General features: G+C 32.7%; 19 protein-coding genes. 10 read left to right on the top strand and 9 right to left on the bottom strand.

Annotated features, from left to right (window positions below):
• Positions 1-4: 4 nt before the first annotated feature.
• The 5 genes from efp to ICJ83_RS07355 all read right to left on the bottom strand — a co-directional run bounded on the left by efp (position 5) and on the right by ICJ83_RS07355 (position 5179).
• Positions 5-574 (bottom strand): elongation factor P, encoded by a 570-nt coding sequence (efp, locus tag ICJ83_RS07375; RefSeq protein ID WP_188229732.1) that lies wholly within the window; start codon positions 572-574, stop codon positions 5-7.
• A 33-nt stretch (positions 575-607) separates the two neighbouring features.
• Positions 608-1393, bottom strand: coding sequence for an acyl-ACP--UDP-N-acetylglucosamine O-acyltransferase (gene lpxA, locus ICJ83_RS07370; protein WP_188229731.1), 786 nt, complete (start codon positions 1391-1393; stop codon positions 608-610).
• A gap of 27 nt (positions 1394-1420) precedes the next feature.
• The gene (locus ICJ83_RS07365; RefSeq protein WP_188229730.1) at positions 1421-2827 is read right to left on the bottom strand and encodes a bifunctional UDP-3-O-[3-hydroxymyristoyl] N-acetylglucosamine deacetylase/3-hydroxyacyl-ACP dehydratase; all 1407 of its coding nucleotides are present in this window, start codon (positions 2825-2827) and stop codon (positions 1421-1423) included.
• The gene (gene lpxD / locus ICJ83_RS07360) at positions 2818-3840 is read right to left on the bottom strand and encodes a UDP-3-O-(3-hydroxymyristoyl)glucosamine N-acyltransferase (protein WP_188229729.1); all 1023 of its coding nucleotides are present in this window, start codon (positions 3838-3840) and stop codon (positions 2818-2820) included. Before lpxD ends, ICJ83_RS07365 begins: the two co-directional genes overlap by 10 nt.
• A gap of 118 nt (positions 3841-3958) precedes the next feature.
• On the bottom strand, positions 3959-5179 hold the full coding sequence (locus ICJ83_RS07355; RefSeq protein WP_188229728.1) for an HD domain-containing protein: 1221 nt from the start codon (positions 5177-5179) through the stop codon (positions 3959-3961).
• A 112-nt stretch (positions 5180-5291) separates the two neighbouring features.
• On the opposite strand from ICJ83_RS07355, the gene porX reads away from it, so the two are divergent.
• The 3 genes from porX to ICJ83_RS07340 all read left to right on the top strand — a co-directional run bounded on the left by porX (position 5292) and on the right by ICJ83_RS07340 (position 8153).
• Positions 5292-6845 carry a T9SS response regulator signal transducer PorX gene (gene porX, locus ICJ83_RS07350; RefSeq protein WP_188229727.1) on the top strand — a complete coding sequence of 518 codons (1554 nt, stop codon included), beginning with the start codon at positions 5292-5294 and terminating at the stop codon, positions 6843-6845.
• 91 nt (positions 6846-6936) lie between these two features.
• Positions 6937-7356 (top strand): tRNA (adenosine(37)-N6)-threonylcarbamoyltransferase complex ATPase subunit type 1 TsaE, encoded by a 420-nt coding sequence (gene tsaE / locus ICJ83_RS07345; RefSeq protein ID WP_188229726.1) that lies wholly within the window; start codon positions 6937-6939, stop codon positions 7354-7356.
• A gap of 254 nt (positions 7357-7610) precedes the next feature.
• Entirely contained in the window at positions 7611-8153 is a 543-nt protein-coding gene (locus ICJ83_RS07340; protein ID WP_188229725.1) for a hypothetical protein, read from the top strand.
• Here the strand turns inward: ICJ83_RS07340 and ICJ83_RS07335 are convergent.
• Positions 8150-10609 (bottom strand): outer membrane beta-barrel family protein, encoded by a 2460-nt coding sequence (locus ICJ83_RS07335; RefSeq protein ID WP_188229724.1) that lies wholly within the window; start codon positions 10607-10609, stop codon positions 8150-8152. The genes ICJ83_RS07340 and ICJ83_RS07335 overlap by 4 nt on opposite strands.
• A gap of 181 nt (positions 10610-10790) precedes the next feature.
• Here ICJ83_RS07335 and ICJ83_RS07330 point away from each other — a divergent pair, with 181 nt between their 5' ends.
• The 4 genes from ICJ83_RS07330 (at position 10791) to ICJ83_RS07315 (ending at position 14122) form a co-directional block, all read left to right on the top strand.
• Positions 10791-11990, top strand: a complete 1200-nt coding sequence (locus ICJ83_RS07330) for an alanine dehydrogenase (protein ID WP_188229810.1) — start codon at positions 10791-10793, stop codon at positions 11988-11990.
• A 42-nt stretch (positions 11991-12032) separates the two neighbouring features.
• Positions 12033-12383, top strand: a complete 351-nt coding sequence (locus tag ICJ83_RS07325; protein WP_188229723.1) for a hypothetical protein — start codon at positions 12033-12035, stop codon at positions 12381-12383.
• A gap of 8 nt (positions 12384-12391) precedes the next feature.
• Positions 12392-12988, top strand: a complete 597-nt coding sequence (locus ICJ83_RS07320) for a sugar transferase (protein ID WP_188229722.1) — start codon at positions 12392-12394, stop codon at positions 12986-12988.
• Between the two features lie 66 nt (positions 12989-13054).
• A complete protein-coding gene (locus tag ICJ83_RS07315; RefSeq protein WP_188229721.1) occupies positions 13055-14122 on the top strand; it encodes a polysaccharide biosynthesis protein in 1068 nt (355 codons plus the stop codon).
• A 1-nt stretch (position 14123) separates the two neighbouring features.
• On the opposite strand, the gene ICJ83_RS07310 is transcribed toward ICJ83_RS07315, so the two are convergent.
• Complete coding sequence (locus ICJ83_RS07310; RefSeq protein WP_188229720.1) at positions 14124-15299, bottom strand: proline dehydrogenase family protein; 1176 nt, start codon at positions 15297-15299, stop codon at positions 14124-14126.
• A gap of 100 nt (positions 15300-15399) precedes the next feature.
• On the opposite strand from ICJ83_RS07310, the gene aroB reads away from it, so the two are divergent.
• Positions 15400-16467, top strand: coding sequence for a 3-dehydroquinate synthase (gene aroB, locus ICJ83_RS07305; protein WP_188229719.1), 1068 nt, complete (start codon positions 15400-15402; stop codon positions 16465-16467).
• Positions 16468-16500: 33 nt separating this feature from the next.
• Here aroB and ICJ83_RS07300 read toward each other — a convergent pair whose 3' ends face one another.
• The gene (locus tag ICJ83_RS07300; RefSeq protein WP_188229718.1) at positions 16501-17628 is read right to left on the bottom strand and encodes a DegT/DnrJ/EryC1/StrS family aminotransferase; all 1128 of its coding nucleotides are present in this window, start codon (positions 17626-17628) and stop codon (positions 16501-16503) included.
• Between the two features lie 130 nt (positions 17629-17758).
• On the opposite strand from ICJ83_RS07300, the gene ICJ83_RS07295 reads away from it, so the two are divergent.
• Together ICJ83_RS07295 and ICJ83_RS07290 are read left to right on the top strand one after the other, a co-directional pair.
• Positions 17759-18757, top strand: coding sequence for an SDR family oxidoreductase (locus ICJ83_RS07295; RefSeq protein WP_188229717.1), 999 nt, complete (start codon positions 17759-17761; stop codon positions 18755-18757).
• A gap of 15 nt (positions 18758-18772) precedes the next feature.
• Positions 18773-20056, top strand: a complete 1284-nt coding sequence (locus ICJ83_RS07290; protein WP_188229716.1) for a nucleotide sugar dehydrogenase — start codon at positions 18773-18775, stop codon at positions 20054-20056.
• A gap of 58 nt (positions 20057-20114) precedes the next feature.
• On the opposite strand, the gene ICJ83_RS07285 is transcribed toward ICJ83_RS07290, so the two are convergent.
• Positions 20115-20594, bottom strand: coding sequence for an Lrp/AsnC family transcriptional regulator (locus tag ICJ83_RS07285; RefSeq protein ID WP_188229715.1), 480 nt, complete (start codon positions 20592-20594; stop codon positions 20115-20117).
• Positions 20595-20600: the final 6 nt, after the last annotated feature.

Here is a 20600-nt window from a genome sequence, read left to right as displayed (position 1 = left end):
GAAACTATTCTTTAACGCGTTCTTTGTATGTGCCTTTTTCGGTTTCTACTTTAATCTTGTCACCTTCATTTATAAATAAAGGCACGTTAACTGTTGCTCCAGTTTCCACGGTTGCGGGTTTAGTTGCATTAGTTGCCGTATTTCCTTTTACACCTGGTTCGGTAGCAGTAACCTCTAAAATTACGCTTGCAGGCATTTCAACAGAAAGCGGCATATTATCTTCAGTATTAATCATTACGGTTACTACTTCACCTTCTTTCATTAACCCTGGGCTGTCTAGAGCTGCCTCCGTTAACTGGATTTGTGTATAGTCCTCAGTATTCATGAAATGGTAATATTCACCATCGTTGTATAAAAACTGAAATTTATGTGTTTCAACTCGAACATCTTCCAGTTTGTGTCCCGCCGAAAAAGTGTTATCAATAACTTTTCCTGTAGTAACACTCTTTAATTTTGTTCTTACGAATGCAGGCCCTTTTCCTGGCTTTACGTGCAAAAACTCAACGATTTTATAAATATCGTTGTTATATTTTAAGCATAATCCGTTTCTAATATCACTCGTTGTAACTGCCATAATATATTATCTAAAAATTGATTTTTATTTTAATTAATTCGATTTGAAGTATCCTTTCATTATTCCACGTTGGGAATCTTTAATGAACTGTAGAATTTCATCGCGCTCAGGTGTAGCTTCCATTTCTGCTTCAATAATTTCTGCCGCCTGGGTATTGTTGTAATTATTTTGGTATAGAATCCTGTAAATGTCTTGAATTTCTCTAATTTTTTCTGTACTAAATCCACGACGTCTTAAGCCTACAGAATTGATTCCAACATAAGATAGCGGCTCCCTTGCTGCTTTTACAAAAGGAGGGACATCTTTACGTACTAAAGACCCGCCCGTAACAAACGCATGGTTACCAATCGATACAAATTGGTGTACAGCTGCCATACCAGCTAAAACAACGTAATCGCCTACTGTTATATGACCCGCCAACGTGCTGTTGTTTGAAAATATACAGTTATCACCTACGATACAATCATGAGCGACATGGCAATATGCCATAATCAAACAATTGTTTCCTATAACGGTTTTCATGCGGTCTGTTGTTCCACGGTTAATAGTAACACATTCTCTAATGGTTACGTTATCACCAATTTCTGCCGTGGTATCTTCGTCTTTATATTTTAAGTCTTGTGGTATTGCTGAGATTACGGCACCAGGGAAAATATTACAATTTTTTCCGATACGGGCACCTTCCATAATAGTAACATTACTACCTATCCAAGTTCCTTCGCCAATTACTACATTATTATGTATTGTTGCAAAAGGCTCTATAACAACATTTTTTGCAATTTTTGCGCCTGGATGAACATATGCTAGTGGTTGATTCATGTGTTTGTTTGTCTTAAAAAGTCTTTATTATTTTACTTTAGAAATCTGCGCCATTAGTTCTGCTTCAGCACATAATTTTCCATTAGCATACGCATAGCCTTGCATGTGACAAATACCTCGTCTTATTGGAGTTATAAGCGTACATTTAAATATTAGGGTATCTCCAGGAGACACTTTTTGTTTGAATTTTACATTGTCCATTTTCATGAAGAACGTCAAGTAATTTTCAGGATCTGGCACGGTACTTAACACTAAAATACCTCCTGTTTGCGCCATCGCTTCTACAATTAATACACCCGGCATAACAGGAGCTCCAGGGAAGTGACCTTTAAAGAACTCTTCGTTCATAGTCACATTTTTAGTAGCTGTGACATGCGAATCACTTAATTCAAACACTTTATCTATTAATAAAAATGGTTGTCGATGAGGCAACATACTCATAATTTGAGTCACATCCATTAATGGCGGCTGATTCAAATCGATGTTTGGCACATTATTTCGACGTTCATTTTTAATTATTTTTGATAATTTTTTGGCAAATTGTGTGTTGACAAAATGCCCCGGTTTATTAGCTATAATCTTACCTCTAATTTTTGTACCTACAAGTGCTAAATCTCCAACTACGTCAAGTAATTTGTGTCTTGCAGCCTCATTTGGATAATGCAATGTTAAGTTATCTAAAATACCATTTGGCTTCACGGCAATTGAATCTTTTTTGAACGCTACCTTTAATTTCTCCATAGTTTCAGGAGACAAAGGTTTATCGACATAAACTATGGCATTATTTAAGTCACCACCTTTAATTAAGCCATGTTCTAAAAGCATTTCAATTTCATGCAAAAAACTAAATGTTCTAGAAGTAGAAAACTCTTCTTTAAAATCTGATATTTGATTTAAAGTAGCATTTTGCGTACCTAAAACTTTAGTACCAAAATCCACCATCGTGGTTATTTGGTATTCTTTTGCTGGCATTACCAAAATTTCACTACCTGATTCTTCATCGGTGTAAGACACGATATCGGTAACAACAAACTCTTCTCTAAAGGCATCCTGTTCTACAATTCCTGCCTTTTCTAAAGCTTCAACAAAAAATTTCGAAGAACCATCCATTATTGGTGGTTCTGAAGCATTCAGTTCCAAGCAGGCATTATCGATATCTAAACCAATGAGTGCTGCTAGCACATGTTCTGATGTTTGAATGGTTACACCATTCTTCTCTAAACAGGTGCCTCTTTGAGTATTGGTAACATAATTAGCATCTGCTTCTATAACAGGTGCGCCTTCTAAATCGACACGTTTAAATGCTAATCCGTAATTTGCAGGAGCTGGCTTAAATGTTAGTGTGACATTTTTACCAGTGTGTAATCCAACGCCAGTTAAAGAAATTTCTTTTTCTATTGTTTTTTGCTTGGTTTCAGTAACTACTATTCCCATTTATTTTTTTCTAAATCATTAATGTTTTTAACAATCTTGGGTAGGTTCTTAAAGTGAACGTACGATTTATTATAATCACTAAGTGTAATGGCCGGAGATCCTTGTAACACTTCGTTATCTTTTACTTTTCTTGCTATACCAGACTGCGCCTGAACTTTTACATTATTACCTATTACTATATGACCAGCGATACCAACTTGTCCACCAATCTGACAATTTTCTCCAATTTTAGTGGAGCCAGCAATTCCTGTTTGCGCTGCAATTACTGTGTTTTTGCCAATTTCAACATTATGAGCAATTTGAATCTGGTTATCTAATTTCACCCCAGTTCTAATAATTGTAGAACCTAATGTAGCGCGGTCTATAGTTGTTGTAGCACCAACATCCACGAAATCTTCGATAATAACGTTACCAGTTTGCGGTACCTTATTATAGCCACCATCTTCATTTGGCGCATAACCAAATCCATCAGCCCCTATAATCGCGCCAGAATTAATTACGCAATTTTTACCAATTACCGTTTCAGAATATATTTTAGCTCCTGAAAATATGATTGTATTATCGCCAATAACTGTATTGTCTCCGATATAGCTGTTAGGGAAAATCTTCACGTTATCACCTATTCTTACATTTTCACCTATATATGAAAACGCTCCTACATATACATTATCTCCATAGAAAGAAGATTCTGCTATAAACGAAGGTTGCTCAACCCCTACTTTATTAAGTTTTACAGAATTGTAATATTCCAGAATTTTAGAAAATGCCAGATAAGCATCCTCAACTTTTATTAATGTAGTTTCTATATCGTCTTCAGGTTCAAAAGATTTATTAACTATAGTAATAGATGCTTTTGTAGAATAAATATACTGTTTGTATTTCGGGTTTGCTAAAAACGTTAAAGAACCTTCAGTACCCTCTTCTATTTTAGAAAGTTTAGATACTTCAGCATTAGGATTTCCAACGACATCACCCATTAAAATCCCTGCTATTTGTTCTGCTGTAAATTTCACACTTTAAAGTTTGCTTGTTCAGTTTATTGGGCAAAAGTATGAAAAAATGTGCTAATGTTTTTCATCTTCCCGAGCTTAATGTTAGAATGCTATTAGACTAAGTGGTAACCATAACACGTTAAGAGGTTTGCTTCGGATAACAGATATAATACTTTGTTACTGGTTTAGCAAGTGCTTTTATATTTAGATGATCTGAAGCTTTTATGAAATCTTGTATTTTTCCTGATTTGTTTAAAATTTTAATTTCTTTACGCTCTAATTGGTACGCTTGATTTGAAATATCGCCAGAAAATACAAAATAAGAAGCTTCTGCTCTTGATATATTATATTTGAGCATCATTTCTTGTAATTTACTTTCTAGCAATTCACTCTTTATTCTTTTCTTTTTAATCTTTATAGTTAACAAATGTCTGTTTATAATCATACTACATAAATGACCAAGAACAAAATCCTTCTCATATTGCCATTCTTTCATTGCAGATATTATATCGTAATCATCAAGTAAAGCGAATATTTCTAAGGTATGATCATTAAATTCTTCTAAACTTATTTTATTCTCCAAAAAGTAAGTTAACGCTCTGCTTGCCGGGAGCTTATAACCCTCATTATATAATTCTTTGGCTCGTTTTAGTACACGTATTAGAAGTTGCTCGGCAACCAAGCCTGTTTTATGTAAATACACCTGCCAATACATGAGTCTTCTTGCTACAATAAATTTTTCTACACTATAAATTCCTTTTTCTTCCACAACCAACTCATCATTAACCACATTAAGCATAGTTATTAATCGTTCACTATTTACATTCCCTTCAGCTACTCCTGTATAAAAACTATCGCGTTTTAGGTAATCAGCACGATCAATATCAAACTGCCCGGAAATTAATTGTCCCATGAACGCTCTCGGATATTCTCCTTTAAATATTTGAATTGCCAACGTTAAACTTCCGTTAAATTCTTTATTTAATTGCTGCATAAAAAGCAAGGACAGTTCTTCGTGCGAAACACCATTTACAATACTATGCTCCATGGCATGTGAAAATGGGCCATGACCAATATCATGAAGTAAAATAGCAACATACAACCCGTTCTCTTCTTCTTCAGAAATGGTAACTCCTTTAAAACGAAGTATATTCACTGTTTGCATCATTAAATGTACGCAACCTATCGCGTGATGAAATCGCGTATGGTGCGCCCCCGGGTACACAGTATAAGACATTCCCATTTGAGTTATTCGACGTAAACGTTGAAAATATTTATGTTGAATTAAATCGAAGATTAAGGAATTAGGAATAGTAATAAATCCGTAAATTGGGTCGTTTAATATTTTAAGTTTGTTCAATCTTTATTAAGGCTTTTAAAAATAAGTCTTACAAATATAGAGATATACCTATTGTAAGCAAAAGACATTCTTTAAACAAATTAAAATTAAATTAATTGTTAAAAACATTTAAATGAATACAATACAAATTCTTTGGGTTGATGACGAAATCGACTTACTTAAACCTCATATCATATTTTTAGAACAACGAAATTATAATGTAACCACCTGTAAAAGTGGCAGTGAAGCCATAGATGTTTTAGAGCAGGAGAAATTTGATATTGTTTTTTTAGATGAAAATATGCCAGGTCTTACCGGTTTAGAGACCCTGAATGAACTTAAAGAAAAACAAGAAAACCTTCCTGTTGTAATGATTACAAAAAGTGAAGAAGAATATATTATGGAAGAGGCTATTGGCAGTAAAATAGCAGACTACCTTATAAAACCTGTAAATCCCAACCAAATATTATTAAGTTTAAAAAAGAATTTAGACCATTCTCGATTGGTTTCAGAGAAAACAACTTCTAGTTACCAACAGGAATTTAGAAAGATTGCTATGGACTTGTCGATGGTAAATTCATATGAAGAATGGGTTAATCTGTATCAAAAACTATTGTATTGGGAAATACAACTTGAAAACATAGAAGACGCTAGTATGTTTGAAATTCTTGAATCTCAAAAAAACGAAGCAAATATCCAATTTGGGAAATTTATAGAAAAAAATTACACCGACTGGTTTTTGCCGAATACGCATGCTCCTATAATGTCGCATACGGTGTTCAAAGAAAAAATAGTTCCAGAATTAAGCAAAGAACAACCTACGCTTTTGGTTGTTGTAGACAATTTAAGATATGACCAATGGAAAGTATTCGAACCAATAATAAATAATCACTACAAAAAAGACCATGAGGAAGCTTTTTTCAGTATACTTCCCACTGCTACTCAATATGCTCGAAATGCTATTTTTTCAGGTTTAATGCCAAGCGATATGGAAAAATTATACCCTCAGTACTGGAAAAACGATACCGATGAAGGCGGCAAGAACCTACATGAGCAGGACTTTTTAGACGCTCAAATTAAACGTTTAAATTTAGATTATTTAAAATACGAATTTCATAAAATAACAAATTTAAAAACAGGAAAAAAACTCGCAGAAAACTTTAAATCATTTAAAAACAACGACTTAACAGTTGTGGTATACAATTTTGTTGATATGCTTTCACACTCTAAAACAGAAATGGAAGTAGTTAAGGAATTAGCGTCAAACGATAAGGCATATAGATCCCTAACGCTCAGTTGGTTTAAAAACTCACCCCTATTGGAAATGATACAACAAGCGCAACAATTAGGGTTCAAATTAATAATAACCACCGACCATGGGACTATAAATGTAAAAAACCCCTCCAAAGTTATTGGAGATAGAGAAACAAGTCTAAATTTAAGATATAAAACAGGACGGAGTTTAACTTATGAGGACAAAGATGTAATGGTTATTAAAAACCCAAAAGAAGTGCATTTGCCATCCATTAATATGAGTAGTTCTTATATATTTGCAAAAAGTGATTTGTTTTTTGCTTACCCTAACAACTATAATCATTATGTAAGCTATTATAGAAATACGTATCAGCACGGCGGTGTTTCTCTTGAAGAAATGATTATACCCATCAGTATATTTTCACCAAGATAATCTATGTAATACACGAAATTATCGATAAAATACACAAAGTGTTAGTGTTTTTCGTATAAAATTTGTAATATTGTTTTTTAATCTAGTAGTATTGGAAATAAATTATAACCTGGAAAGTTTAGATGATACCGCTAAACTTTTAATTAATAGCCTTAATAGTAAAACATTATTATTTCATGGCGACATGGGGGCTGGAAAAACAACCCTCACTAAAGCCATTATTAAAGCATTAGGTAGCGAGGATGAAGTAAGTAGCCCTACATTTTCAATAGTGAATGAGTACGAATTACAAAATGATAAAATTTATCATTTTGATTTGTATCGAATTAAAGATATAGAAGAAGTATATAATTTTGGTATTGAAGATTATCTGGAATCTGGACATTGGATTTTAATCGAGTGGCCAGATATTATTGAAGATTTATTACCTGATAATTACCATACCGTTACTATAAAAATAACAAAAGACAAGAATAGAATATTAACATTAAAAGAGCATAAAAGCACATAATTTTATAAGATAATAGCACATTTACTCCGCAATTTTGAAGTTTTACGGTAAACCCACAGCAAAAAAATAAAAATCATTTGATTTTAACATTTTTTTAACATTTCACAAAAAACTTCCATATAGTCTTTAGTTACATTTGGGTATATTAATTAATTAAATCCCTTAAAAAATGAAAACTAAAAAGTATTTAATCGCAATTGCACTATTTGGAGGAATGTTGTTTGCAGCGTACTCAGCAAATACAGTTAACCAAGATGAACAACAAACAGCAAAAATCGAAAGATGGAGAATCAAAGTTCCATCGGCTGGATAAAAAAAGCTTAATTATAGGGAGTATTATTGCTACTTTAATAGCGATGACTCCTTATTTGTTTTACCTATATGAAAGTGCTCCCGACGTACAAGTTTGGGAGACTTTTTTATTTAGGTATGACAGTAAATATTATGGGAGTATATTTGTTTTAGCCTGGACATTGACGGGTAAAATTATTCCTTTATTCTTATTGTTTATTTGGTTTTTTACCTGTCGCCATTGGTGGTATCATGTGCTTTTAGTTCCTATTGCTATGTATGCTTACCAAATCTTTATCACCTTAAATGATGATTTAAATTACGTAGATTCTAATCAATTAATTTATTTAATTCCTATTATGGCAATCATTGTGCCATCTATTTACTTGATTCGTGCACAAATTTTTAATAAAATTAATTCAGCCGATAAATCGTTAGAAGAATTAGAAGAAGAATTTAAAATGACTCCTAAAAACTTTTGGGATAGATTAAGAAATTACTTTTAACGACGCGAATCGTTTTCTAATCGCTCACGTTCATCAATTTCAATTTCTTTTTTATTATTGCTTAATTTATAGTTCCCAAACTTATAATTAAAGCCAACCACAAATAATCGGTTTTCCATATTTGATTCTAATCGTAAATCCTGATCCGCATAACGGTTAGTTTCAGTGAAATTTTGAGTATTAAAAACATCTGTTACACCTATATTAACGGAAGCTCTATTATTCCATAAAGCTTTCTTAAAATTAATATCAAGCCCTTGCCGCGTGCTATAAATTGCAGGTCCGTCAACGATAGGAGAAATATACATATACGACACTTCAGCAGTTAAACTATTATCCTTTAAAAAAGAAAAATAATTTATAACCTGAGCGTATATAGACCATTTCTCATTGCTGTTCAAAACATTCATATCCGAAGGGCTAAAAAATTTGCCTTCATAATAAAAAACCGATGATAGCACATATAAATTCCAACGACTTGAAAGCGCCGTGTAGGTCATAAAATCTAATCCGTATGTTATGTTTCTTGCAATATTTGTACTTGAATATTTAACAACGCCCTCTTCGTTGTCTTGTTGAAATAACTGTAACGATGGGTCGTTTTCATAACGGTAAAACAACTCAAAAGTGTAGGTGTTTTTTAATGTGTACCCTAAATTAAACACATCATCTATCTGCGGTTTTAATTTTGGATTTCCTACCACATAGGTGTTATCATTTAAATAATAACGGAATGGATTTAAATCATTATATTTTGGCCTATTTATACGCTTAACGTATTTAAAATATACCTGATTATTTTCGTTAATATCGTTCGTTAAGTAAAATGAAGGGAAAAACTTAGTGTACTCTGTTGTGTTTTCAGAATTCTGTAGTAATAATTCTCCAGATATGCGACTATGCTCTACTCGAAGACCGGCTTTTACACTCCATTTTTCCCAATCTTGTGCAAGACTCCCATATGCTGCATAATTCATTTCATTATAAACAAAGGTATCACTCTCTTCTATTTGATTATTACCCACATTACCAGAAAGGACAAATTGGTTAATTTCACTATTAGAAGTTATATCTGAATATTTTACACCAGTTTCAACAAAAACACCATTATTTAAAGGTAGTTCATAATCTAATTGCCCCGTATAAAGCTGTGCCTTTTGTTCTGAATCGGTTTGAAAAATGTTTGACCTAAAAGCATTAGTCTCATTTGGAAGAAAATAGTCTGAAGTTACATCCTGAACATTGGAATGATTGTAATTAGTATGATGCGCTTTAACAATTAATTTCTCTCCTTCCTTTTTAAAATCATGAACAAAATCAACATTTAATGCAAGATTTCTTGTATTTAATATAATATCATTTCTGGTTTTAAATAGAGAATCTAAATCATAGTTAGCATTAAACATTTCGGTAACAGAATTGATATGCTTATTAGAGTTTTGTTCTGGCCCTAATAATAAGTTTCCAGAAAAACTAATTACATTATTTTCATTTAAGTCATAATCAATGTTGGTTACAAAGTTATGATTTGCTGTTTCACTTGTTCTTTTAAAATCAGTTTCCCAAATGGAGTTATTTACATTATTATCATCTTTAAAATTCACATACTCCCTATTGTGCCTAAAGTCCTTTCTAGGACTTACATTATAATGAAAATAAGTATTTAACTTGTTCGTTTTAAAAAAGTGACTTGTACCCGCTGAATATTTGGGATATTCGAAGCCTTGTTTATAATTGCCAAACACGCTTCCATTATAACCAGCGACAATATTTTTAGATGTAACAATATTAATCACCGCCCCTCCCTCGGCATCGTATTTTGCAGGTGGACTTGTAATTACTTCAATTGATTTTACATTTTGAGCCGATGTACCCTCTAACAACTGCTGAACTTCATCATTAGACAAATACACTCGTCGGTCGTTCAAATATATTACAGGATTTGAATTTTTTACTGTAATTTTCCCATCACTCACTAGCACCCCCGGAGTATATTTTAAAACTTCTAATACATTATAATTAGATACGGTTGAATTCTCAACATTAAAAACTGTACGATCTATAAGACGCTTAATTGTCGGGCGTTTGGCAACAATAGTTACCCCTTCTAAAACTTCCGACTTTTCCAATAAAATGATATTGCCTAAGTCTATGGTTCCGTTTAGTGCAAATACTTTTGAATAGGTTTCAAATCCCAAATATGAAATATTAAGTATATACTCTCCTCCTTTTAAAAATTCAAATTCAAATTTACCTAAATCATCTGTTGTTGTTCCTATTGATTGAAGTGAAGTTTGCTCTGTTAACACGACATTAGAAAAGGCTACAGGCTTATTAGATTCGTCTAAAACTGTACCTAAAACCACTATGTTTTGCGCAAATAAGTTAAACGTAAAAAAGAAAATAAATAGAGGTAAATATTTTTTAATCATAGTGTTGTTTCTACTTACAAACATATATAATTAATTTAAAAAGATTAAATAGTAAACCATAAATCTTATTACTTTTTAGATTTAACAATTTTAATATGAATGCAATAACTCGGCATTTATAATTTTTTCATAAATATTAAATTCTCTCAATCCATTTTGCAAATTATTTGTAATTTAACTTTTTGATTTGAATTACGCAGCAAGCATGGCTAAACAACTTTCTCCTTTCACAAAACAACAGCTTTTACCACAAGAAGAAACCTTAGAAATTTTTAAACGAAAAGGCGAACTTTTCATTGGAATTCCAAAAGAAACGGCATTTCAGGAAAATCGTATTTGCTTAACTCCTGATGCCGTATTTGCACTAGTAAGCAACGGCCATCGTGTTTTGCTAGAATCTGGTGCTGGAGATGGTGCTAATTTTAGTGATAAAGATTACAGCGAGGCAGGCGCCGAAGTAACCAAAGATACAGCAAAGGTTTTTGCCTGTCCTATGATTTTAAAAGTAGAACCGCCCAATCTGGAGCAAATCAAATTAATGAATCCCCAAACTATATTAATTTCTGCACTTCAGCTAAAAACTCAAACTAAAAAATATTTCGAAGCTCTTGCGGCAAAACGTATAACAGCATTAGCTTTTGAATTTATTCGGGATGCCGACGGTAATTACCCTGCAGTAAAATCTCAAAGTGAAATTGCAGGTACTGCTGCCGTTTTAATAGCATCAGAATTGTTAACCGATGCCAAGAGTGGTAATGGCAGAATGTTTGGAAACATAAGTGGTGTCCCTCCTTTAGAAGTAGTTATTCTTGGTGCAGGAACAGTAGGTGAATTTGCAGCACGAAGTTCCTTAGGATTAGGGGCTAGCGTTAAAATTTTTGATAACTCGATAACCAAATTGCGTCGGGTTCAAACCCATTTGGGTCGTCCACTATATACATCTACCATTCAACCCAAAATATTAACTAAAGCCTTAAAACGATGCGACGTCGTTATTGGAGCCGTAAGAGGCAATAATCGTTCTCCAGTAATTGTTACTGAAAACATGGTGATGGATATGAAAAAAGGATCTGTTATTATTGATGTAAGTATAGATATGGGAGGTTGCTTTGAAACCAGTGAAGTTACTTCGCACAAACAACCCACATTTGTAAAACACGATGTGGTTCATTATTGTGTTCCTAATATTCCGGCACGCTATTCTAGAACATCCTCATTATCAATAAGTAATATTTTCACGCCTTATCTTTTAAAAATTGCAGAAGATGGTGGTGTAGAAAATTCAATAAGATTTGATAAAGGTTTGAAAAATGGGTTGTATTTTTACCACGGAATTTTAACAAACAAATCGGTTGGCGAGTGGTTTAATTTAAATTATAGCGACATTAATTTAATTATATTTTAATCGAAATACAGTTTCCGCTTTAGCCCATTTTAAAAATTATACATGAAATTAATTCAACGTATTGGATATTATCTTGGCGGATTTTCACTCGGATTAATCATTTTAGCCTTCTTTTTAAACGGTAAAAAAGTATCTTGCAGTTATGGCCCCGATGCCAGAGTTTTAAAAAATATTAGGCAAAAGCAACTTGTTTATCCCGCTAACAATTCTGATACTGTAGCAATTCAATACGTTCTCAAAAAAGGCGATGTAAATTTCTCAGATAGTGATGTTCATAAAAAACCATGCGGCATTTATATTGTAGAAGGTACTTATGAAAACAGTGACGTAATTCTGACTATTGAAAACTGCGATAGCATTGCAACTATAAAACAAATTAAGTATAATAAATAAATTGGTTTATGCTATTAAAGCGAGTATTTGATATTGTGTTTTCGATACTTGCCATTGTTTTACTCACCCCTCTCCTTTTGTTTATTTGTATTCTTGTGAAATTAGATTCTCAAGGACCAATTTTATATAAACAATTACGTGTTGGACAATACAATAAAGATTTTGAAATCTGGAAATTTAGAACCATGTATTCCAACAGTGATTCAAACAAAACCTTAACTATAGGCAATAACGATAGCAGAATAACCAAATTAGGTTATTATTTAAGGAAGTATAAACTCGATGAGTTGCCCCAATTGTTTAATATAGTAAAAGGCGACATGAGTTTTGTTGGACCCAGACCTGAACTTAGAAAATATGTTAATTACTATAGCGCATCCGATTTAGTTGTCTTACAAGTAAAACCTGGATTAACTGGACTAGCTTCTTTAAAGTATAAGAATGAACCAGAGTTATTAAAAGCCTCTGAAAACCCTGAACATTATTACATTAAAACCATCTTGTCTGATAAATTAAACTACAACAAACAATACGTGAAAACACGCAGTTTCTTGTTAGATTTAAAAATAATAAGCAGTACAATATTTAGTGTTTTTTTTAAATAATTAAAGAAGTCTATTTGCTCTAAAATTTTATTATCTCTAATTTGTGGTAATATAAAAACCAAATTAATGAATACCTCCGTAGCGCATTGTATTAATGAATTAATCTCCAGAACCAATTTATTCCCTCATAATATTAATGCCTACAATCCTCAAAAAATAATAGATTTTTCAGAAGAAACCATATTAATTACAGGAGCTGCTGGAACCATCGGATCAGAACTCTCAAGACAGCTTTCAAATTGCAAATTCAAAAAACTCCTTCTTGTGGATTTTTCAGAATCTGGGGTTTACAATCTCTATACTGAATTAATTAATTCGAATGCAGAAAAGATAGAGCTCATAGTTTCAAACATAACGAACTCTGATAGCATTCAATATATATTTAACAAGCATAAACCAACGATTGTATATCACTGCGCAGCTTACAAACATGTTCCTTTAATGGAAATGCAACCCTACGAAGCTATTAAAACAAATATTCTGGCAACAAAGCAATTAGTTGATTTTTCAAAATTGCATAGGATTAAAGAATTCATATTTATTTCTTCTGATAAAGCGGTTGATCCAATAAACGTCATGGGTATGACAAAACGTATTTGTGAGTTATATATTAACCATACCTTATATGAAGGAAATACAGCTTATAAAATATTTAGATTCGGCAATATTCTTGGGTCTAGCGGATCTGTTATTCCAGTTTTATTAAGGCAATTAGAATTAAATAAATCCTTAAAAATAACCCATAAAAACATGACCAGGTTTTTTATAGGAGACAAAAAGGCCTGTCAGTTAATTTTATCTAATACCTTTAAAAAATCTATAGATAATACTACATTGTGGCTGGATTGCGGCGAACCAGTGTCTATTCTAAAACTAGCTAATGCTATATTGGAAATATCAAATAACCATGATGTAGACATAGAATTTTCAGGCGTACGGTCTGGAGAAAAAATAAATGAGAGTATGGTTTCTGAAAATGAAATAATGAAATCAACAGATATACCAGAAGTTTTTCAAATTGAAACCCAAAAAAAGCCTGCTAAATTTTTAGCAGACTTTAATGATATTATATCTATTACACCTTATACAACAGTAAAAGATGTAAAAAACATTTTGCGTCGTTTTATTTATTAATCTATGCCGATTTTCGTCGCTTTTTCTCCTTTTTTATAAGCGCTAACTCCCTACCTGTTTGACCTGCTACCGAGGTGTTTTCTTCAGCTCTTCTAATTAAATAAGGCATCACATCTTTTACCGGCCCAAAAGGAATATATTTAGCTACATTATAACCTAGATTAGATAAATTAAAACTAATATGATCACTCATACCATACAACTGACCAAACCAAATTCTTTTATCATTCTTTTCTAATCCTTTTTCCTCCATTAAATCCATTAACAAGTAAGAACTTTGCTCGTTATGAGTTCCGGCAAACAGAGCAATGTCATCAATATGATCTAAAATATAATTTAATCCTTCATCAAAATTAGCATCAGTAGCTGCTTTACTTGGGCAAATAGGTGACAAATAATCATTTTCAATAGCACGATCATTTTCTTTTTCCATGTAAGCCCCACGCACAATTTTGTAACCTAGATAATACCCCTCCGACTTTGCTTTATTGTGCTCTTGTTTTAGAAATTCCATACGGTCATGGCGATACATTTGAAGTGTATTATAGACAACCGGTTTTTCTGTATTGTATTTCTTCATCATTTGAGTAACGAGATTATCAGCTGCGTCTTGCATCCAACTTTCTTCGGCATCAATTAAGACAGCGATATTATAGTCTTTTGCTTTCTTGCAAACCACATCGAATCTGGCAACTACTCTATCCCATTCTTCCTGCTCCTTTGACGTTAAAGCTTCGCCTTTACCTAATTTTTCAAATAAATAAAAACGACCAAAACCCGTTGGTTTGAACACCGCAATTGGAATGGCTTTCAATTCCTTAGAAAATTCCATGATTTTCAAAACCACATCAACGGCATTATCAAATTCTGCTTCGCATGCTTTTCCTTCAACAGAAAAATCTAAAACCGAGCTAACACCTTTCTCGTACATTTTATTTATTACAGGCAAACAGTCGTTTTCGTTTACACCACCACAAAAATGATCGAATACAGTAGCCCTAATTAAGCCTTCTACAGGTAAATGTGCTTTTAGCGCAAAATTTGTTGCAGCAGTTCCAATGCGAACTAAAGGCTCTATAGAGATCATTTTAAACAAAAAGTAAGCGCGCTCTAACTCAGAGTCACTTTTTAGCGCAAAGGCCACTTCTGTATTATCGAATATGCGTTCTACACCCATAAATAAAATTGAAAAATATATAAATATAATGCGGGCTAAGTTATCATTTTATCGAAAATCTCCTTAAATTTCGCAACTTAAAAAAAAGTTAAATATTTTCATGAATTCTATTAGCGCTGGAGATTGTACTATTCATTTTAATAAAGTGTGCTACACATCTATAAATCAACATATTAACAACAATAATTATTCTAAAATATTCATTTTAGTTGATGAAAACACACATCAGTTTTGTCTTCCAAATTTTCTAAAATTGTTAGAAACGGATATTACTATTGAAATTATCGAGATAGAATCTGGTGAAATTAACAAAACGATCGATACATGCGTTGGTGTTTGGAACACCTTATCTGAACTTGGAGCTGACAGAAAAAGTTTACTCATTAATATTGGTGGTGGGGTTATTACAGATTTAGGTGGTTTTGTTGCTTGTACATTTAAGCGAGGAATCTCTTATATAAATGTGCCTACCACTTTACTTTCAATGGTTGACGCCTCTGTTGGAGGAAAAACTGGCGTGGATTTAGGTCATTTAAAAAATCAAATTGGAGTTATTAGTAATCCAGATTTAGTGTTAATCGATACACAATATTTATCGACACTACCACAAAACCAAATGAGGTCGGGATTAGCAGAAATGCTCAAACATGGATTAATAAGTAGTGAGGAATATTGGAACAAATTCCAGGACTTATCCGCATTAAACGCTGAAGATTTAGATTTACTTATTCATGAATCAGTTGAAATTAAAAAACATGTTGTTGAAATTGATCCGTTTGAAAATGGTCTGCGTAAAACTTTAAATTTCGGTCACACACTGGGCCATGCCATTGAAACGCACTTTTTAAGCGATCCTAAAAAAAACACATTACTGCATGGTGAAGCCATAATAATTGGAATGATTTTGGCTGCTTATATATCATCTGAACTGGTTGGTTTTCCAATGGAAACTACATTAAAAATAAAAGATTTCTTTATAGACTATTATGGTAAAGTAGACATTGATAAAAATGACAGAAAACCTATTATGGATTTAATGAAGTACGATAAAAAGAATAATTACGGAAACATTAATTTCGTTCTTCTGGAAGCCATAGGGAAACCTAAAATTGATTGCTTAGTAGATGAAAAAATCATCATAGATGCTTTTGAGTTCTATGCTTCTTAAAAATATATAAAGCCTGTATTTACAGGCTTTATTTTATTTTACCGCTTTAGAAATAGTTAATACAATTCGTTCTAAATCGTCTGAACTTAAATTAGACCCACTTGGTAAACACAACCCTTTTTCGAAGAGATTTTCAGATACACCATTAGTAAAGCTTAAGGCATGTTTAAACACCGGCTGCATATGCATTGGCTTCCATAGCGGTCGCGATTCAATATTTTCATCAGCTAAAGCTTTTCTAATGTGTTCTCGCATTTGAAAAGATTTGGTTATCATACAGGTAAGCCACCTGTTAGATTTACAATAACTAGGCTCTTTTAAAAACGCAAACTCGCCCAATATTTTTAAGTTTTCCTTGTAAAAATCGTAATGCTTACGCCTTGATTCCACCCTTTCCTGTAACACTTTTAACTGCCCCCTCCCTATTCCTGCAAGCACATTACTCATTCTGTAATTGTAACCAATCTCAGTGTGTTCATAATGCACAGCTTCATCTTTAGCTTGATTAGACAAAAAAATAATTCGATCCTTCTGCCTTTCAGTAGAAACAATTAACGCACCTCCCGCTGAAGTGGTTATAATTTTATTACCATTAAATGAGTACACGCCCATTTCGGTAAAGCCACCACAAGGTTTTCCCTTGTAATAACTACCCAAAGCCTCTGCAGCATCCTCAATCACAGGGATGTCATAGAATTTAGCAATTTTATTAATTTCATCAACTTTATAGGGCATACCATACAGATGTACGGCTATAATAGCTTTTGGTTTTCTATAATTTTCTATTCTATGCTTTATAGCTTTTTCAAGTAATTCAGGACATATATTCCAGGTATCTGGTTCACTATCGATAAAAATTGGTTTAGCTCCCAAATACACGACCGGGTTTACCGATGCTGAAAAAGTAAAACTCTGACATAACACCTCGTCGTCTTCTGATACCCCGAGTTCCTTTAAGGCTAAATGAATAGCTGAAGTCCCTGAATTTAAAGCTACTACATAAACATGCTTGTTTAAATAGGCTTGCAAGTCTTCCTCAAAAGTATCTATATTATTTCCTGCTGGCGCTACCCAATTATTTATAAAAGCGTCATTAATAAATTCCTGCTCTAAACCACTTAAATGAGGCGGGGATAAAAATATCTTCTTTTTTGCAACCATTAACTTATTTTATTACGCTAAGTAATATGTAAAATTCTAAATTAGCTTTTAATTATAAACAATAACAGAATTAGTTTCGGAATTAAAATTACATTTATATTTTTAATCCGTTTTTAAAACAACATCAAAAATGACGGCACAGCAATTAACACTTTTAAAAAACAAACATATTCTCGTTACAGGTGGTGCTGGTTTTATAGGTTCAAATTTATGCGAACACTTATTGTTAAATAACATTAAAGTTACCTGTTTAGATAATTTTTCAACTGGAAAAAAGGCGAATTTAAAATCGTTTGAATCTCATAAAAAATTCACTTTAATTGAAGGTGACATCAGAAATTTATCGGACTGCAAAAAAGCCTGCATTAATGTAGACTACATCTTACATCAAGCTGCTCTTGGTTCTGTGCCGCGCTCTATAAAAGATCCGATTACAACAAACGAAGTAAATATTTCTGGTTTTTTAAATATGTTGATAGCAGCAAAAGAAAGTTCAGTACAACGGTTTATTTATGCAGCCAGTTCGTCAACTTACGGTGATAGTAAAGCGCTTCCGAAAGTTGAAAATCAAATAGGCAAACCGTTATCTCCGTACGCAATTACTAAATACGTTAATGAATTATACGCTGATATTTTTCATAAAACCTATAATTTAGACTGTGTTGGGTTACGTTACTTTAATGTATTTGGAAAACGGCAAGACCCAGAAGGAGCTTATGCCGCGGTGATACCTAAATTTGTTCAGCAACTTATTAAGCACGAATCACCTGTTATTAATGGCGACGGGAGTTTTTCAAGAGATTTTACCTATATTGATAACGTTGTTCAAATGAATATTAATGCTTTAGCAACCACGAATTATGCTGCCTTAAATACAGTTTACAATGTGGCCTATGGAGAAAGAACGACTTTATTAGAACTCGTAACACTTTTAAAAAACTATTTAACAGAATACGACGAAACTATTAGTCAGGTTGATGTGAAATTTAAGGAACCCCGAAAAGGAGATATTCCACACTCACTAGCTTCAATCGATAAGGCTAAAAAATTATTAAGTTACGAGCCAAAATTCGATATAAAATCAGGCTTAAAAGAAGCTGTTTCATGGTATTGGAAACATTTAAAATAAAACAAACTTCAATAAATGAGGGATAAAAAAATTGCAGTTATAGGATTGGGTTACGTTGGTTTACCTCTAGCAAGATTATTTGCTACAAAATACCCTGTAATTGGTTTCGATATAAAAGAAAATCGTATTAATGACTTAAATACTGGTCATGATGTAACACTGGAAGTTAGTAAGAATGACTTATTAGAGGTCTTAAAATCAAATAAAGACCCGAAAAGCAATGGTTTATTTTTAACAAGTAACATACAAGATTTAAATAACTGTAGCTATTATATCGTGACTGTGCCTACCCCCATTGATAAAAATAACAAACCTGACCTAACACCTCTTTATAGCGCAACAGAATCTATAGCACAGGTTTTAAAAAAAGGAGATATTGTTATTTATGAATCAACTGTATATCCGGGCGTAACCGAAGATGAGTGTGTTCCTATTTTAGAAAAAATTAGTGGTTTAAAATTTAATATTGATTTTTTTGCGGGCTATTCGCCCGAGCGCATCAACCCCGGTGACAAATTACATACAGTGGATAAGATTTTAAAAGTAACTTCCGGCTCTACCCCTGAAATAGGTAAGAAAGTAGATGAACTTTATAGCAGCGTTATAACAGCAGGAACCCACTTAGCTCCTTCAATAAAAGTTGCAGAAGCAGCGAAAGTAATAGAAAATTCTCAACGTGATATCAATATTGCTTTTGTAAATGAATTAGCCAAAATTTTCAATTTAATGGAGATTGATACACACGATGTATTAGCTGCAGCTGGTACGAAATGGAATTTCCTTCCTTTTAAACCAGGTCTTGTTGGCGGGCATTGCATAGGTGTAGACCCGTATTATTTAGCACAAAAAGCAATTGAAATTGGTTATCATCCTGAAATAATACTCGCTGGAAGACGAGTAAATGACAGCATGGGGCATTATGTCGCTTCAGAAGTTATTAAGCTTATGGCTCAAAATGATATTCGAATTAAGGACGCGAACATTTTAATATTAGGAATCACGTTTAAAGAAAACTGCCCTGATGTAAGAAATACCAAAGTTGTAGATTTAATCTATCAACTTCAAAGTTTTGGCACTGAAGTAACGATTTTTGATCCTTGGGCAAAACCAAATGAAGTGAAAGAAGAATTCAACCTTACAACGATAAATAAATTACCAAGCAAAACTTTTGACGCCGTGGTACTGGCCGTTTCGCATAATGAATTTAAAACTATAGACACCAAAACATTACTTGCGGAAAATAGTATTTTGTATGACGTAAAAGGGGTACTAGCCCAACCTGTTAACGGTAGACTATAAAACAAAAAAAAGGCTGATTCTAAAATCAACCTTTTTTTTAAAAATATTTTAAATACCATTACATTTCATTAAAAATGGTATGCATCAATCGTTTTTTATCATTAATACTTTCTTCTAACGAAATCATTGTCTCGGTTCTGTAAACCCCTTCAATATCATCTAATAAGAAAATAACCTCTTTAGCATGCTCGGTACTTCTTGCTCGAATTTTACAAAATACGTTAAATTTTCCTGTAGTAATGTGTGCTACGGTTACATAAGGTATTTCATTAATTCGCTCCAATACAAACTTAGTTTCTGATGTTTTATTTAAAAACACACCTACATATGCAATAAAAGAGTAACCTAATTTTTTGTAATCTAACATTAACGAAGAACCTCTTATAATACCATGTTCTTCCATTTTTTTAACTCTAACGTGAACAGTTCCTGCCGATATTAATAATTTTTTCGCAATGTCTGTAAACGGAATCCTTGTGTTATCGATTAACATATCAAGGATTTGATGATCTATTTCGTCTAATTTAATTTTCCCCATAATTAA

The organism is Aestuariibaculum sediminum (assembly GCF_014596945.1).
Lineage (GTDB): Bacteria > Bacteroidota > Bacteroidia > Flavobacteriales > Flavobacteriaceae > Aestuariibaculum > Aestuariibaculum sediminum.
This window is presented reverse-complemented; position numbering and strand designations above follow the sequence as displayed.